Genomic DNA, 15,885 nt, shown 5'->3' on the forward strand with positions numbered 1-15,885 from the left:
GTTTATCTCCTTTGTAGATAAATTAATTTATTTTAATTATTGCCACTCATTGATTAATTATTACATTTATAAAAAATTTTAATATCATACTTCAAATTTGCTTATTTTTCTTTATCTTTTCATAAATTTATCTATTTTTATAGATTATTTATTTATCAGTTAAATTATCATCATTTCACATTAAATTAACTATTATTCCTTAATTTGTTAATACTTTTTGTACATGCTATAATATCTTCATCATATCTTTAGGGGGGATTTTTTTAATGGATGATAGCTCGGGGAGTATAAACATTATTTCCAAAATTACAAAACCTTTCGTATGGTTTCTCTCTATTTCAACTAATTCTATTTTAAACTTGTTTGGAATAAAGAAAGAATTAACTGAAGAAAAACTATCAAGAGAAGAAATCAAAAGTCTAGTTGAACTTGGAGAAGAACAAGGTGCTATAAATGAAACTGAAAAAACTATGATTGATGGCATAATTAAGTTTGATAATATTTTAGCTCGTGAAATAATGACTCCAAGAACAGAAACTTTTTGTATAGAAGCTAACTCAAATATTAAAGAAAATATAAATCTAATATTAGAAGAGAACTATTCACGAATTCCTGTTTACGAAAATGAAATTGATAATATTGTTGGTGTAATTTATATGAAAGACATATTTGCAGAAATAATTAAACTAGGAATTGAGAATATATCTATTAAAGACATTATGAGAACACCTTATACTGTTCCTGAAACAAAATCTATAGATATACTTCTTAAAGAATTGCAAAGTTCTAAGAATCATATAGCAATATTGTTAGATGAGTATGGTGGTTTTTCTGGAATAGTTACATTAGAAGATTTGCTAGAAGAAGTAGTTGGTGATATTCAAGATGAATATGATGAAAATATTGATTGTATTGAAAAAGTTGATGCTAATACTTATATAGCTACTGGATTAGTTAGTATATTAAATTTAAATAAGCATTTAAATTTAAATTTTCAATCAGACTCTATAGATACTATAGGGGGTTTAATAATTGAAAATATAAATACTATTCCTAATAAATATATTAATAAAGAAATTACTATTGATTCAGTAAAATTTAAAATTTTATCTGTAGTAGGTAAACGAATAAATAAAGTACAAATATCAATATTATAATATTAAGTAAATTATAATACCGCATATCTATAAATTAGACATGCGGTATTTTTTAGCACTTTTTTATTTATTAAAATATTCTACAATATGATTTGTTATTCTAGCACAAGCCTTTCCATCCCCATATGGATTTACTGAATGTGCCATTTTATTATAGGCTTCCTTATCATTTACAAGTTCATTTGCTATATTAAAAATATCTTCCTTTTTTATACCTGCTAATTTAACTGTACCAGCTTCAACAGCTTCTGGTCTTTCAGTTTCTGTTCTTAAAACTATAACAGGCTTACCAAGTGCAGGTGCTTCCTCTTGTATTCCACCTGAATCTGTCATTATAAGATAACATTTAGCCATAAGGTTTGCAAAATCAACATATTCTAATGGTTCAATTAAATGTATTTTATCTTCTATGTCTTTAAAGCTTTCATTTGCCAGTTCTCTTATTAAAGGATTCTTATGCATTGGGAATATTACATTTACATCTTCATTTTCTGTAACAAGCTTTCTAACCGCTGCAAATATGTCCTTCATAGGTTCACCCCAATTTTCTCTTCTATGAGCAGTTAATAAAACTATCTTTTTATTTTCAAAGTCTATATTATTTAAATTTTTATCATCAAATTTATGCTTTTTATCTACAACACTAAGTAAAGCATCAATTACAGTATTACCTGTTATGTATATATTTTTATGTATATTTTCTCTTTCTAAGTTAGCCTTATTGCTTTCTGTAGCTGAGAAATGTAAAGTCGCAATTGCTCCTGTTAATTTTCTATTAGCCTCTTCGGGGAATGGTGAATAAATATCTCCAGTTCTAAGCCCTGCTTCAACATGACCTATAGGCTTTTGATTATAGAATGCTGCTAATGCTCCATTTAATGTTGTTGAAGTATCTCCATGTACTAAGACTATATCAGGATTACAATCCTTAATTACTTCATCAACGCCCTTTAAAACCTTATTAGCTACATCAACTATCGTTTGCCCATGAGACATTACATTTAAGTCATATTGTGGTTTAACATCAAAAATTTCAAGAACCGTATCAAGCATTTCCCTATGTTGAGCTGTGGCGCATACAATTGACTCTATTCTCTCATCCTTTTCTAGCATTTTAACTAAAGGACACATCTTTATTGCTTCGGGTCTTGTTCCAAATACACTTAAAACCTTTATTTTGCTCAATATCCTTACCTCCTAATAACCTTACTTTATTATTCATTTGTAAGTAACTAAACTGCTAAGCAGTTTAGTCACAATCTTTATCTAAGTAATTTCCTACAACTATTAATATGACAGGAATAAAATAAGAGAACATATTCCATATAATATGGAAACTAAAATAACTAAATGCTATATTAGCACTAACAAATCTAATTAATGTAAATGCAGCAACAATAATTATTGGAGCTATTATTCTAATATTTCTTTTTAATTTCATGAAATTATTAAATAATAATACTGCTAACGCTATAATTACTAATGGTTCAATTACTCCTGCAATAATATTTATTAAATAGAAGATTCCTCTAAATACTCCATAATATCTAAATGAGAATATAAGCTCATCAATGAAATATGGCATACTATTAAAACTCTCAACAACTTTAGGTGCTAATAATACTATAGCAATTATTCCAAGAACATAATTAATTATTTTTTTGTTTTCTTTTGCCTTATTTATAGTATCCTTAAACTCTTCAGATTCTGAAAAATCTTTTACTAAATTTAATGCATCATTTGTAGCTTCAACTGTGGCATTTACAGCTTTATCAGCGTATTCTTTTACTTTTTCTGTATTTATATTGCTTTTATTATCAGAATTATCAGTACTATTATCCGAATACATTTCTGATACACAGTCTTTGCAATAATACTTATTATTTATTTTTACTTTACATTCTTGACATATAAGATGATGACATCTTACACACATTCCAATGGCTTCTCTATCATTATGCTTAGAACAATTCATATTTACTTCAACTCCTATCTAATTTATATATATTTCATATCTTATATAATTTATACAACATTACTCTAAAAATAACTTAAATTATATAAAACTATTTCTATAACTTTATAAGATTTTAATTATAATGTTACATATTAATCTATAATTAGATCTCCATTTGAATCTGTAAACTTTTTACAAGCAATTAATATAAAATCTACTAAAGTCCATATTCCAAATCCACCAAAAGTTATTAACTGTAAAATTCCAGTTCCTATTTTACCAACATAAAATCTATGAACTCCTATAGTTCCAACAAAAAGACATAATAATAATGTTACTAACCAGCTTTTTTGTGTTGATTTATTTATATCATAATTATTATAACATTGTTGCCCTTCTGTATTATATTGATACCCTTTATTAGCATCAAATACTCCATTTTCTATGCAAGTTTTACATACAGCTTTACCATTTATATTTACCTTACACTCTTCACAAATAAATCTTCCACACTCTGTGCAAGCAGCTACTACTTCTTTATCTGAATGATAACTACACTTCATAATTATTTCATCCTTTCATAAATATTTTATATTTAATTCTATATAATTTTACCATATATTGAAATATAATAATAGCTTCATGATTAAAAGGAAATTGTAAACTTAATTCCTTATAATTTTACAATAAAAAACGTCTAATAGAATTTACTCCTATTAGACGTTTTATCTAAACCTCATAAGAATTTTTAAACATAATTTTTCTAAAATCCTTAAAGTCCTTCATTTTTTTCCTTTATTGATTTATTTCCTTCTACTATTTCCTTATATCTATTTTCATAATAATCATAATCTTCATCTAATCCATCATCATCATAAAAATCGTTATATAACTCTTCAGCCTCATCATCAAAATCACTTGCTACCTTTAATAATGCAAAAATAACTACGCATACAATGAATACAAATATACCAATTAAAATATACTTAATCAAATAACCACCTCTCATAATAAACAAATTTATTATAAGTCTGTCCACTCTATTTGAATATATTCACTAAACAATATAAGAATTTATATTCTAGTTATAATAAAAACTTGGATTACCTTTAATGTAAATATAAAGTAAAAAAGCTATACCTTTGTATAGCTTTTTTACACAACTTAAAACTATTCTTATTTTATAATAGTTTTTAAATATTCAATAAACCCATCTCTTAACTCTTCTTTTCTAAGAGCATATTCAACTGTAGCTTCAAGGAATCCAAGTTTATCACCAACATCATATCTTCTTCCTTCAAAGTCATATGCATACATAGCCTCTTCTTCGATAAGCTTAAGTAAAGCATCTGTAAGTTGAATTTCATTTCCTTTACCTGGTGCAGTCTTTTCTAATATTTCAAATATTTTTGGTGTTATTATATATCTACCTAATATCGCAACATTAGATGGTGCTTCCTCTATTGAAGGTTTTTCAACTAAGTTTTTAACCTTATAAACTTTATCTTCAATATGAATTCCACCAACTATTCCGTACTTATTAACATCTTGTTCTGCTACTGTTTGAACTCCTAAAACTGAAGTTCTATATTCACCATAACAATCTATAAGTTGCTTTAAGCATGGTTTTCTATCATTATAAACAACATCATCTCCAAGAAGTACTGCAAAAGGCTCATTTCCAACGAAAGTCTTTGCACAAAGTATAGCATGACCTAATCCTCTTGGCTCCTTTTGTCTTATAAAATGAATGTTAACCATATCAGATATTTCTCTAACCATCTCAAGCATTTCTTGTTTTCCTGCTTTTTCAAGTTCCATTTCAAGTTCAACACTTCTATCAAAGTGATCTTCTATACTCTTTTTATTTCTTCCTGTTATTATAAGAATTTCTTCTATTCCAGACGCAACACATTCTTCTATTATATACTGTAATGTCGGCTTATCAACTATCGGAAGCATTTCCTTTGGCTGTGCCTTTGTTGCTGGTAAAAATCTAGTCCCAAGTCCTGCTGCTGGAATTATTGCTTTTCTTATTTTCTTTTCCATGTTTCCTACTTTCCCCTTAATCTTTAAAAGTTTATATCCTATTATTTCTCAAAATAATATAGTAATTATATCATTATATTTACTATTTTAAATACCTATATGTGCGATATATTTCAACATACAACATTTTTTTTGGTTATTTTTTGAATTATTTTATTTAAAACTATAATTAAATAAAATAAAGCCACTCCTGAGTCAAGGAGAATAGTTCCTTGACTCAGAAGTAGCATATAATATCTTATCTATTTTCTTTTCTTTAAAGTATAGATTCCACCAGCAATTATAACAACCCCTGAAACTACTATTGGTAAAACAGCTCTTCCACCTGTAGAAGGTAACTTCCCATTATCTTTATCAGGTTTTACATTTACTCCTGGTTTATTATTAGAAGATTGTCCTCCATTATTTGAACCATTTCCATTGCCAGAATCATTATTATCATTACCTGGTTTATTATCGGAATCATCGTCTCCGTCATCAGAACCATTATCATCCTTAGACTTAACAGTAATTTCCCAAGTAACAAAAGCCTCACCTTCATTTATACTAACAGTAACTATAGCTTTACCTTCACTCTTAGCAACAGCTTTTCCATCAACTATAGATACAATACTATCTGCTGAAGAAATATATCTAACTGATTTTACTGCTACATCTTCTGGATTTAAAGTAAACTCAAGATCAAACTCATCTCCAACAACTACTTCTAAATTAGAATTCTTAGCAATAGCACTTTCAATATACGGTACCTCACCATCCCTAGTTACATTAACATAACAATATAACCTTACAGAACCATCAGTAGCTGCAACTTCAACTACAGTTCTTCCTGGATTTACAGCTGTGACTAAGCCATTTTGATCTACTGTAGCTATTTCTTCATTCTTAACCTTCCATTGAAGTCCTATATTAGGAACATTCTCTGGATTCATTGTTGCTACAAGTTGTTTAGTGTTATTTTCTGGATCATTTAACTCTAATGTAATATCAGTTTCACTTATAGTTAATTCTTCTAATCTGATTTCATCATAATATCCAACTTCATTTAAAATATCTTCAAGAGTTTTTCCTTCATAATATTGTTCACCTTCTGGAGCAGATAAATTTTGCTCATTAGCTACTAAATAATTATATATAACAAAGTCCATATCATCAGCATTAACTATTCCATCAAAGTTAAAATCTACAGAAACTTCATTATAATCAACTTTTTGTCCATAGTACTTAGCAACTTCTACCGCATCATGAATATCTATAACATCATCACCATTAGCATCACCAGCAAATGCATACATATAGAATTCAGACCCTAATAAATAATAAACCTTTCCTAAGACTTCTCCATTTAATACTCTAGATGGAACAAATCTTGCTTCCTTTCTAAAGTGACCTGGATAATTTGAAACAACCTTATATTCTTCAGTTGAAACAGGTAAATTAAATGCAACATACTCATCATTATTAGCATAATATTCTAATTCATACTTATTACCTTTATTATCTTCAACCCACGTATACTTATTTAAATCTGAAGTATACTTACCTCTTTCAGTAGCTAAAATAGCTCCTTGTGCCGCTTGAATTGTTCTAACTGTAGATGAATTTTGTTTAATATTTACACCTTCATATGTTGATGTATATGACATTTCTGCATAATTATCATCTTTATCTAAAATTTCAACACTAGAACATTGAATATACTCTTTATAGAATTCACATTCTGAATCATCAACTAATTTAAGTTCTACATCTAATAAACTAATATCATTACTTAAATTAACCTTCTTTCCATCTTTATCAGTTACAGATAAATTTAATTGTAAAATTCTATTAACTTCACCATCAATACTCTTTTCTAAAGTAACCTTATAATTATTTTCATCAACTATTTTTTGAAGCTCATCATTAATTCTTACATCCATAAGCTCAAAGCTTCTCATATATTGTAATCCAAAGTTAAATGTACTTCCTGCACCTAAATTATTAACACCAATAGTTGAAACAATATTTTCACCTTCTAACATGCTACCCTTATCTAAAGTAACACTTGTATATGGTGTTCCTTCCTTAACAAAGAAATATCTTGGAGGTAAGAATATATTTTGTGAAGTTGCCATATCAGTAGCCATTGGAGAGAACTCCATTACATTACCTCTTATATCACCTTCTTCAAAACCAATCATGAAGTCACCATTTTCATCAACATTTAAACTGAAATTAGGCATTCCATTAAGGAATCCACTAACTAATATATCTTGCTTATTAGCTTCATAGCCCATTTCTTGTAATTCAGAAATACTATTATCATCAACATTACCATGTATCCAGAATGCAGTGTACTCTTGACCCATATATTCTTCTGTAGTCATCATATCTTCAGTAATTTCATATACACCTGGCTCTTTATCTACAGTCATAGTTACATCTTCATTATCAACTAATACGCCATAACTATATTCAAAAACTTCTTCTGTTTCATCAGAATGAGCAATAAACTCTAAATTATACTTTCCATCAGTTAAAGATCTCTTAATATAAGTTACGTCACCATTTTCATCCATTGGGAAGTATGATGCTCTTGAATCTAAAGCATAGAAAGCATTTGAAAATCCTGCTGGAATAGAAGATAAATCAGCAAGCCCTACTAATCCTATTCTTTCATTAGTTTCATAATCCTTAACATAAACCTCCATATATCTTAATGGAGATGCAACACTTACATATGCAACAATTCCAGAAAGCTTAGCAAAGTGCATCATTTCTAAATCATTACTTACTGCATATCTTGATAAAGTTATATCATTTAATCCTGGTTTCATATAAGTAGCTGAGAATGGTACTTTATATACTTCACTACTATCATCAGAATTAGTTAAAGTAATATAACCTTCATATCTTCCTAAATCAGAACCAGCTGGAATCTTTATATTTGCATCAAAATCAACAGCTTTTCCACTTCCTACTGATAAGTTTTGAGCCACCTCTAATTTAACTCCATTTGCTTCTGCATTTTGAGCTAAAGCTTCTTCACCTAAATACCTAACTGAAACATTAAAGTTTTTATCAGTATCACTATCATTTTTAAGCTGTAATCCTATTGTTCTTTCACTAGCTTCTTCATCAATATACATTCTGTCAAAAGATAAAGAACCAGTAATATACTCTAATTCAATTAATTCATTATTTTCATCATATGAATTACATTTATCAATAACACTTATACTAACATCATTATGAACAGCCTTATAAGCATCAACTCTACCTGCTCCAACTGCATTTATTGGATAGTCACCCTTTAAATCAACACAACTATTCATTAAAGCAACCTTAACTTCTTCAGGAGTTAAACTTTTATCATTTTGTAACATTAAAGCAGCAATACCAGCAACATGTGGACTTGCCATTGAAGTTCCTGAAATTCTTGAATAAGCATAAGAATAATCTATTCCCTCTTCTGGACTATTAACATATTCAGGATATGTTGAGAATATTCCATCACCAGGAGCTACAACATCTGGCTTAATAGTTTCATCAGATGATGGACCTCTTGAACTAAAGCTTGCTAAAATGTCAGGTTCTGTTTTTGCTTTACCTGTAACATTAAAAGTAACCTTTAAAGGTTCTCCACTATCAGTTGTTTCTTCTAATAAAGCTTTTATTTGATCTCCTTCTTCCTTTGTTATAGCAATAGATGGAGTTCTATCACTAGCTTCACCAAGGTAAAGGTTGATTTCTTCATTTTCAACATTATTAGCAAATAATACACCAGCAGCACCAGCTTTAAATGCATTAGTGTGCTTATCTATTAATGTAATTTCTCCTCTATCTATAAGAACGACTTTTCCTTCAACATTAGCTTCTTCAAGCTCATAGTCGTTTCCTAATCCACCATATACAACTTCATACTCCCCAGCTACAAAACCATCTAATGATTCAAAGCTTCTTCCAAACAATCTACCATTTACTACATCCCCATTTGATAAATTTACATCAAATGTATCAACTGATATATCAGTACTACTTGCACCAACGGAAATTGATAAAGGTGATGTTCCTGGAGATCCTAATGTTGATAATTCTGGACCTGCATTACCATTTGCAACTACTGTAACCACTCCTGCTAAAGTAGCATTATTACAAGCAACAGAAGTAGGATATAATGCATCAGTTGTAGTTATTCCTAATGATAAATTAATAACATCCATTTCATCTTTAATAGATTGTTCAATAGCTGCTAATATTCCAGCTGTTGCACCACTTCCATATGGTCCTAAAACTCTATAAGCATATAAATCTACATCTGGTGCTAATCCAGTAACAGCAAACTCACTTTCTGTATTCGCACCAGTAGCTCCAATTGTTCCTGCTACGTGAGTACCATGATAAGTATAATAAGAGCTAGTATAAATATATTCTTCTTCGCCACTAGCTAGCCATTCTTCATAGGTAGTTTCCATTGGATCATTATCATTATCTATAAAGTCATATCCACCCTTATAGTTATCTTTTAAATCTGGATGATTATAGTCAATACCAGTATCAAGAACACCAACCTTAATTCCTGATCCAGTAATTCCTTCATCTCTAAGCTTGTCTACTCCTACTAACGGCGTACTAGTTATCATACGAGATTCTAAATCATTTTCATTAACTGAATAAGTTACAACTTCAGTTGAAACTGGATTTGCCTTAACTTCTTCATCCTTCCAAATAGCTTTAACAACACCACTCTCTAATAAAGATTCAATATCTGTTCCTTTTACGCTCATAGAAACACCATTATAAGTATTGTAATAAGAGTAATTAATAGTGTAAGTTTCACTTTTCTCTTTTGATTTTGAAGCTAAGAATTTTTCAAATGTTTTATGTTCACTTTCAATTTCTTCACTTGCTTTCTTACTCTTTGCCCCACTATTTAATGCTTCTTGCATTATAAGTGGAAGTGAGTTAAATTCAACTATTATAGATTGATACTCTTCTGTAGTTGTATCTACTCCTTCTCTTATAGGATTTGTCTTTAATTCTAATACTGAATTTTCAATATCTGACTTATATTTTTCAGCCAGCTCCTTTACTGAACTTACTCTATCATTATTAGAATAAGCATTAACAGTTTGTGGTGTTAAGAATGACATAAATAATGTCATTGCAAGAATACCACTTGCTATTTTCCCCCTAAATTTTCGTCTTAGCATATTTATCCCCCTATTTTTTATTTTATTGTTGTATGCCTATCACCTTTTGATAAATTGATTTATTTTACACCCCCAAAATTATCTCTTTATCAATATTTCATTTTAAATCTTGATAATTTAAAATCACAATCTTTTTAATTATATTTATTATTTACATTTATGTCAATATTTTACTTATAGTTTATTAATTTTTTATTATCTTTGTATTAATTTACAAACAAATATTAAAACTTGTTTTTCATTATTGTACAAATATTAATATTCTTATATCTGTCCATATATATTTTTTATGAATTAATATCTAAACTTTATTTTAATAAAAAAACAAAGCTAAACTTTACATATTTACATAAAGTTTAGCTTTAAAAATTTAATATTTTATATTAATTCTTTTTAATTACCATGTAATTTTATCTTCAAAAATATAATTATGTAACTGCTCAATAGTTACTTCCTTATCAAATGTTAAATAATATATTCCATCAATCATTTCACCTTCACAGTAATCATCTAACGGAAATCTTTCTAATTCCATATTTGAATCACCTAACTTTAACACTTCAGTTCCTAAGTTTAGTATTTCAGAGTAATCTAAACTTGTATTAACCATAGGTAAAATTTTAGATAATAGTGAAGGATACGATGCTACTGATACATTCTCTATCTTTTTAAGTATTTCTGTTAATACTTCTCTATGTCTTTCTGTTCTTTTATAATCTCCACCTGAAGTATATCTTATTCTGCAATAAGCTAAAGCTTGTGTACCACTTACATGCTGAAGTCCTGTTTTTTCTATCGCTGGCTCACTAGTTCCATTAATACTATTAATATGAGCTATATACCCATTTACATACTCTAATTCTTCAGAATCTATATCTAATTCTATTCCTCCAATTTCATCTATTATTTTAGGTAATGTTTCAAAATTAACTGAAGCAAAATCCTCTATATTTAAATCAAAGTTTTCATTTATTGTTTTTATTGCTAATTGTGGACCTCCAAATGCATATGCATGATTAAGCTTATCATTTCCATGTCCTTCAATAGCAACATAAGAATCTCTCATTATTGATGTTAGCTTTAACTTTTTGTGAACTGTATCTATTGTAGCTATCATTATAGAGTCTGATCTACCAACACCACCATCTACTGCATCAACACCAAATAATGCAATATTAATTATGCTATTATCATATTGTGAAAGCTTTTCTTCTACTTCTTCCGTAATTCCTACATCCTCTTTATCTATTTCTACCTTTTCAACCTTATTAAATAAGTGATTACCATAAATATAGGCTCCGCCTACAGCTCCTAAAGTAATTAATAAAATTATACTTAAAATCCAAATAGTTATCTTATTTCTTTTAGTCATTATTACACCTCATCAATGTCATTTTATCCAAACTAACAATTTTATAGTAATAATATCATATTTTAACTTGTTTTTCACTTTAATATTATATTTTTATAATTAATATAATTTTTAATAACTTACTGAACTTATTATTTTTCCCATGTATCATCCTAAAGGCACCCCATGAACATACATACATCACCCTTTTGGTAATATTATTATAAAAGTACTTCCAACTCCAACTTTACTTTCCACTAATAACTTACCATGATGTAACTCTATTAATTGTTTAGTCAAAGTTAATCCAATACCACTTCCACCAAACTCTTCACTTTTCTTATTATAAGCCTGTCCAAATCTATTGAAAATTCCCTCTAAATCCTGTTCAGCTATTCCAATTCCAGTATCTTTTATTCTTATTTCAACATTATCATCAACTTCATCAATTAGAACTTCAATTTTTCCACCTTCATCAGTAAACTTAACTGCATTTCCTATAATATTAATTATACATTTTTCAATATCGTTAATATCACATTTAACAATCAATTCCTCTACTTTAGGATCAACAATAAATTCTATACCCTTACTTTCTATAAAATCCTTCATATCAAAAACAGTAGATTCAATATGATAAACTATATCATGCTCCTCTATATTCATTTTATAATGACCAGATTCAATTTTAGATGTATCAATAATATTATTAATAAGATTTAATAGTCTTTTAGAATTATTCTTTAATACTTCCATATAATAATTTATCTTTTCCTTAGGTATATTGTCTTCACCCTTATTTAAATTACTTATCAGCTGCTGAGTTGATAAAATTAAATTCAAAGGGGTTCTTAATTCATGAGATAAATTAACAAAATAATTATTTTTATTAATTTCATTTTCAAGAGTTTTTCTATAAAGAATATCATTTTCTTCCATTTGCTTATTTAATTCTATAGTCCTTATTTTAACCATCTTATCTAATAGCTTAACTCTATTCCATATTAGATAAATAATAATAATAATACTTGTAACATAGATAAAATAAGCATAAGGAGTCTTCCATGGTGGTAAATCCTTGTGAATATTTATTTCCTTTATATCAGAAGTTACTCCAAAAGAATTTTTAGCCTTTATTAATAATTTATAACTCCCAGCTTCAAGATTATTATAAGTTATAACTCTTGAGTTTTTAGCTAAGATCCAATCTTTATCAACACCTTCTAGTTTATATGAGTACATCACCTTCTTTGAGTTACTATAATCAGGAAGAAAATACTCTATTCTTAAATGGTTATCATTGTACTTCAAGTTAACATTTTCATATTCATTAATATAATTACCGTTTATAGAAATCTTATCAATTACTATTTCTGCTGGAGTTTTACTTTCTTTAAACTTATCTGGGAAAAAACTATTTAGTCCACTAATTCCCCCAAAAAACATTTCACCACTTTTACTTTTAAATCCTGCATTTTTATTAAATTCATTACCCTGCAACCCATTAGTAATACCCAAATTCACAAACTTATCTTTTTCTATATCATACCTTGATATACCATGATTTGTACTTAACCATAGATTATCATCATCATCTATCAATATTTTATAAACAAAGTTATTTGATAATCCATCACTCTCTGTATACCTAGTAAAATTATCTTCATCCTCATTATATTTATTTAATCCATAATTAGTAGCAATCCATATATTCCCCTTTGAATCTTCATTTATATCCTTAACAGAATTGTAACTTAAACTATTTTTATCATCTTCAATATTTTTATATTGCTTTATTATTCCAGTTTCTCTATTATACTTAAGTAATCCACCATTTACGCCTAAGCCGATCCACATAATGCCTTTACTATCTTGAAATACTGTAGAAACATATTTATCTTTTATATTATTTTTAAAGAACTCTTCATCATAACTTTTTATATTAAATTCACTATCTATAGAATATAATCCACTACTCTCTGCAATCCAGACTAATCCATCTTTATCTATATATATGTTTAACAGTTCCTTACCTTCATTTTCAAAAAACTTTTTTATCTCTTTTGTACTTAAATTAATATAAATAAGCTCCTCCAATGTAGCTATCCATATTACTTCTCCTATTCCATTTATATCTGAAATTCTATTACTACTAAATATCTTTTTAGCTTCTTCTATTTCATCTAATCTATAAACCTTATTATTTTCTCTATCAATAACATTTACTCCATTATCAGTTGTTCCAACCCATAAAAAACCATTGTCATCTTCATAAATTCCAAATATCATATCCCCACTTATTGTATTTCTATCAAAGGGATCATTTTTATAAAGATTAAATATTCCATCAGGATTAAAATAACTTACACCCTTACTAGTACCTATCCATATAATATTACCTCTATCTTGATATAAACTAATTACATCATTATCAATAAGACTTATAGAATCATACATTTTATTTTTATATGTTTTAAAAGTATCAGTTACATCATCAAATAAAGATAATCCACCTTTAGTTCCTACCCATATCCTCCCACTATTATCTTTCATTACACAATTTACATAATTACTAGGAATACTATTGTTATTGTTTTCATCATTTTTAAAAACATCTATTTTTCCTGTTTTTATATTAAGTTTATTTAATCCGCCATATCTAGTAGATATCCATAAAACATCTTCATCGTCTAAAAATATACTATTTATACTATTATCCGAAATACTATTATAACTTCCATCAGCTAAATATTTATCAACTTTTCCTGTAACCGTATTATAACTATTTAATCCTTTATCTGTAGCAATCCAATATACCCCATTAGAATCTTCTTGTATGCCTACTATATTTTGACTAGTAAGTATCTTACTATCTTTATCATAAAGTATTCTTTCAAATTTATTTTCTTTTTTATTATAAAGATTTATTCCATCTTCCGTACAAATTATCACTCTATTTTTTGAATCAATAAAAATCTGTGTAATACTATTATCTGATAAGCCTTCTTTTTCTGTATACGTGTTAATAACACCTGTTGACGTTTCTATAGTATTTACTCCATTTGTTGTTGAAACCCATATATACCCTGAATTATCTTCAGTTATATCCATTATCCAGTTTGATGCCAAACCTTTGCTAGATTCTTCACTATACCTATAAAATTCAAAATCAATTCCATCATATTTATTTAGACCATCTTCTGTAGCAAACCAAATATACCCATCTGAATCCTGCATTATATCCTGTATTGTCCCCTGTGATAAACCATCTGATATTTCTATTCTTTTGAAGTTAACGCTAGACGTTTTATCTTGATATGCATAGACATTATCTCCAAAAGCAATCATCATAATAAATATCGTAGCTAATATTATCTTTTTCACTATAATTCCTCCTAAATATCCCAAAACATATTATAGCAAAATTTTGCATTTTTTGATATTTATATTAAATTTTTTAACAAAAAATATAAATTTATAATTTATAAATCACTATTAATAAATTAAAAAAGAGCCAAACTCTATACTTACGTATAAAGCTTGACTCACAAAACTTTAGGCCTCTGAGTACTTTGAAAGTGAAAAATCATATTCATGTAATAGTTTCTCTACAGTCATTTCATATATAGAGCATAAGTCTAGATTAGGTTGTATAGTTATAAGCCTTATTTTATCGCATTCTATTCTAGATAGATATTTATCTAAGACTCCTACTCCTAAAAGCTTAATTTCTTCATTATCATATAACCTTATAGCATTGCTTTCTGATGGTATTATTGTAATTACTTCTATAATATCTTTTCCTAATAACACTACATCACAATATTTTGATATAAAATCTTCTTCATAAGGAATCTCTACAATTTCATTAAATAATATTTTTGCTTTATCATCAGATTGAATTTCTTCTATTCTTCCTACTATTACGTTAAAAGTTATAAATGTTAACATTTCTGCATAATCTGAAATGCCATGATTTATACCTAAATTAATTAATTCATTTCTAAATTCTTTTCTTTCAATAAACCCATAATTTCTTTTTAATTTAAGTATAGTTAAGTCCTTAATATACTTTTCATTTAATTCTATTGATATGTTCTTATTATTCATAAATACCTCCATTACCTTTTAAGCTGTTACTCTCATTTATACCATGGTAATATTTTACACTATAAA

At 27.7% G+C, this 15,885-nt stretch carries 10 protein-coding genes; 1 reads left to right on the plus strand and 9 read right to left on the minus strand.

The features are described from left to right. Nucleotides 1-266: 266 nt before the first annotated feature. A complete protein-coding gene (locus tag I4V51_RS02040) occupies nucleotides 267-1,157 on the plus strand; it encodes a hemolysin family protein (RefSeq protein ID WP_195986670.1) in 891 nt (296 codons plus the stop codon). Nucleotides 1,158-1,220: 63 nt separating this feature from the next. On the opposite strand, the gene wecB is transcribed toward I4V51_RS02040, so the two are convergent. The 9 genes from wecB to I4V51_RS02085 form a co-directional block, all read right to left on the minus strand. Beyond that, the gene (gene wecB / locus I4V51_RS02045; protein WP_195986671.1) at nucleotides 1,221-2,342 is read right to left on the minus strand and encodes a UDP-N-acetylglucosamine 2-epimerase (non-hydrolyzing); all 1,122 of its coding nucleotides are present in this window, start codon (nucleotides 2,340-2,342) and stop codon (nucleotides 1,221-1,223) included. Nucleotides 2,343-2,406: 64 nt separating this feature from the next. Continuing rightward, the gene (locus I4V51_RS02050) at nucleotides 2,407-3,132 is read right to left on the minus strand and encodes a B-box zinc finger protein (protein WP_195986672.1); all 726 of its coding nucleotides are present in this window, start codon (nucleotides 3,130-3,132) and stop codon (nucleotides 2,407-2,409) included. A gap of 134 nt (nucleotides 3,133-3,266) precedes the next feature. Continuing rightward, a complete protein-coding gene (locus tag I4V51_RS02055; RefSeq protein ID WP_195986673.1) occupies nucleotides 3,267-3,677 on the minus strand; it encodes a TM2 domain-containing protein in 411 nt (136 codons plus the stop codon). 209 nt (nucleotides 3,678-3,886) lie between these two features. Continuing rightward, nucleotides 3,887-4,108, minus strand: a complete 222-nt coding sequence (locus tag I4V51_RS02060) for a hypothetical protein (protein ID WP_195986674.1) — start codon at nucleotides 4,106-4,108, stop codon at nucleotides 3,887-3,889. 182 nt (nucleotides 4,109-4,290) lie between these two features. Continuing rightward, entirely contained in the window at nucleotides 4,291-5,163 is an 873-nt protein-coding gene (gene galU, locus I4V51_RS02065; RefSeq protein ID WP_195986675.1) for a UTP--glucose-1-phosphate uridylyltransferase GalU, read from the minus strand. Between the two features lie 242 nt (nucleotides 5,164-5,405). Beyond that, nucleotides 5,406-10,358, minus strand: coding sequence for a S8 family serine peptidase (locus tag I4V51_RS21320; RefSeq protein ID WP_195986676.1), 4,953 nt, complete (start codon nucleotides 10,356-10,358; stop codon nucleotides 5,406-5,408). 397 nt (nucleotides 10,359-10,755) lie between these two features. Beyond that, the gene (locus tag I4V51_RS02075) at nucleotides 10,756-11,730 is read right to left on the minus strand and encodes an LCP family protein (protein ID WP_195986677.1); all 975 of its coding nucleotides are present in this window, start codon (nucleotides 11,728-11,730) and stop codon (nucleotides 10,756-10,758) included. A 180-nt stretch (nucleotides 11,731-11,910) separates the two neighbouring features. After that, nucleotides 11,911-15,093 carry a sensor histidine kinase gene (locus I4V51_RS02080; protein ID WP_195986678.1) on the minus strand — a complete coding sequence of 1,061 codons (3,183 nt, stop codon included), beginning with the start codon at nucleotides 15,091-15,093 and terminating at the stop codon, nucleotides 11,911-11,913. A gap of 171 nt (nucleotides 15,094-15,264) precedes the next feature. After that, on the minus strand, nucleotides 15,265-15,819 hold the full coding sequence (locus I4V51_RS02085; RefSeq protein ID WP_195986679.1) for a DUF2800 domain-containing protein: 555 nt from the start codon (nucleotides 15,817-15,819) through the stop codon (nucleotides 15,265-15,267). Nucleotides 15,820-15,885: the final 66 nt, after the last annotated feature.

The organism is Clostridium sp. D53t1_180928_C8 (assembly GCF_015667795.1).
Taxonomy (GTDB): domain Bacteria; phylum Bacillota; class Clostridia; order Clostridiales; family Clostridiaceae; genus Clostridium.

Coding starts and splice junctions, on each gene's coding strand:
- I4V51_RS02085 (WP_195986679.1), bottom strand. CDS start 15,819: ATGAATAATAAGAACATATCAATAGAATTAAATGAAAAGTATATTAAG.
- I4V51_RS02075 (WP_195986677.1), bottom strand. CDS start 11,730: ATGACTAAAAGAAATAAGATAACTATTTGGATTTTAAGTATAATTTTA.
- galU (WP_195986675.1), bottom strand. CDS start 5,163: ATGGAAAAGAAAATAAGAAAAGCAATAATTCCAGCAGCAGGACTTGGG.
- I4V51_RS02040 (WP_195986670.1), top strand. CDS start 267: ATGGATGATAGCTCGGGGAGTATAAACATTATTTCCAAAATTACAAAA.
- I4V51_RS02055 (WP_195986673.1), bottom strand. CDS start 3,677: ATGAAGTGTAGTTATCATTCAGATAAAGAAGTAGTAGCTGCTTGCACA.
- I4V51_RS02050 (WP_195986672.1), bottom strand. CDS start 3,132: ATGAATTGTTCTAAGCATAATGATAGAGAAGCCATTGGAATGTGTGTA.
- I4V51_RS21320 (WP_195986676.1), bottom strand. CDS start 10,358: ATGCTAAGACGAAAATTTAGGGGGAAAATAGCAAGTGGTATTCTTGCA.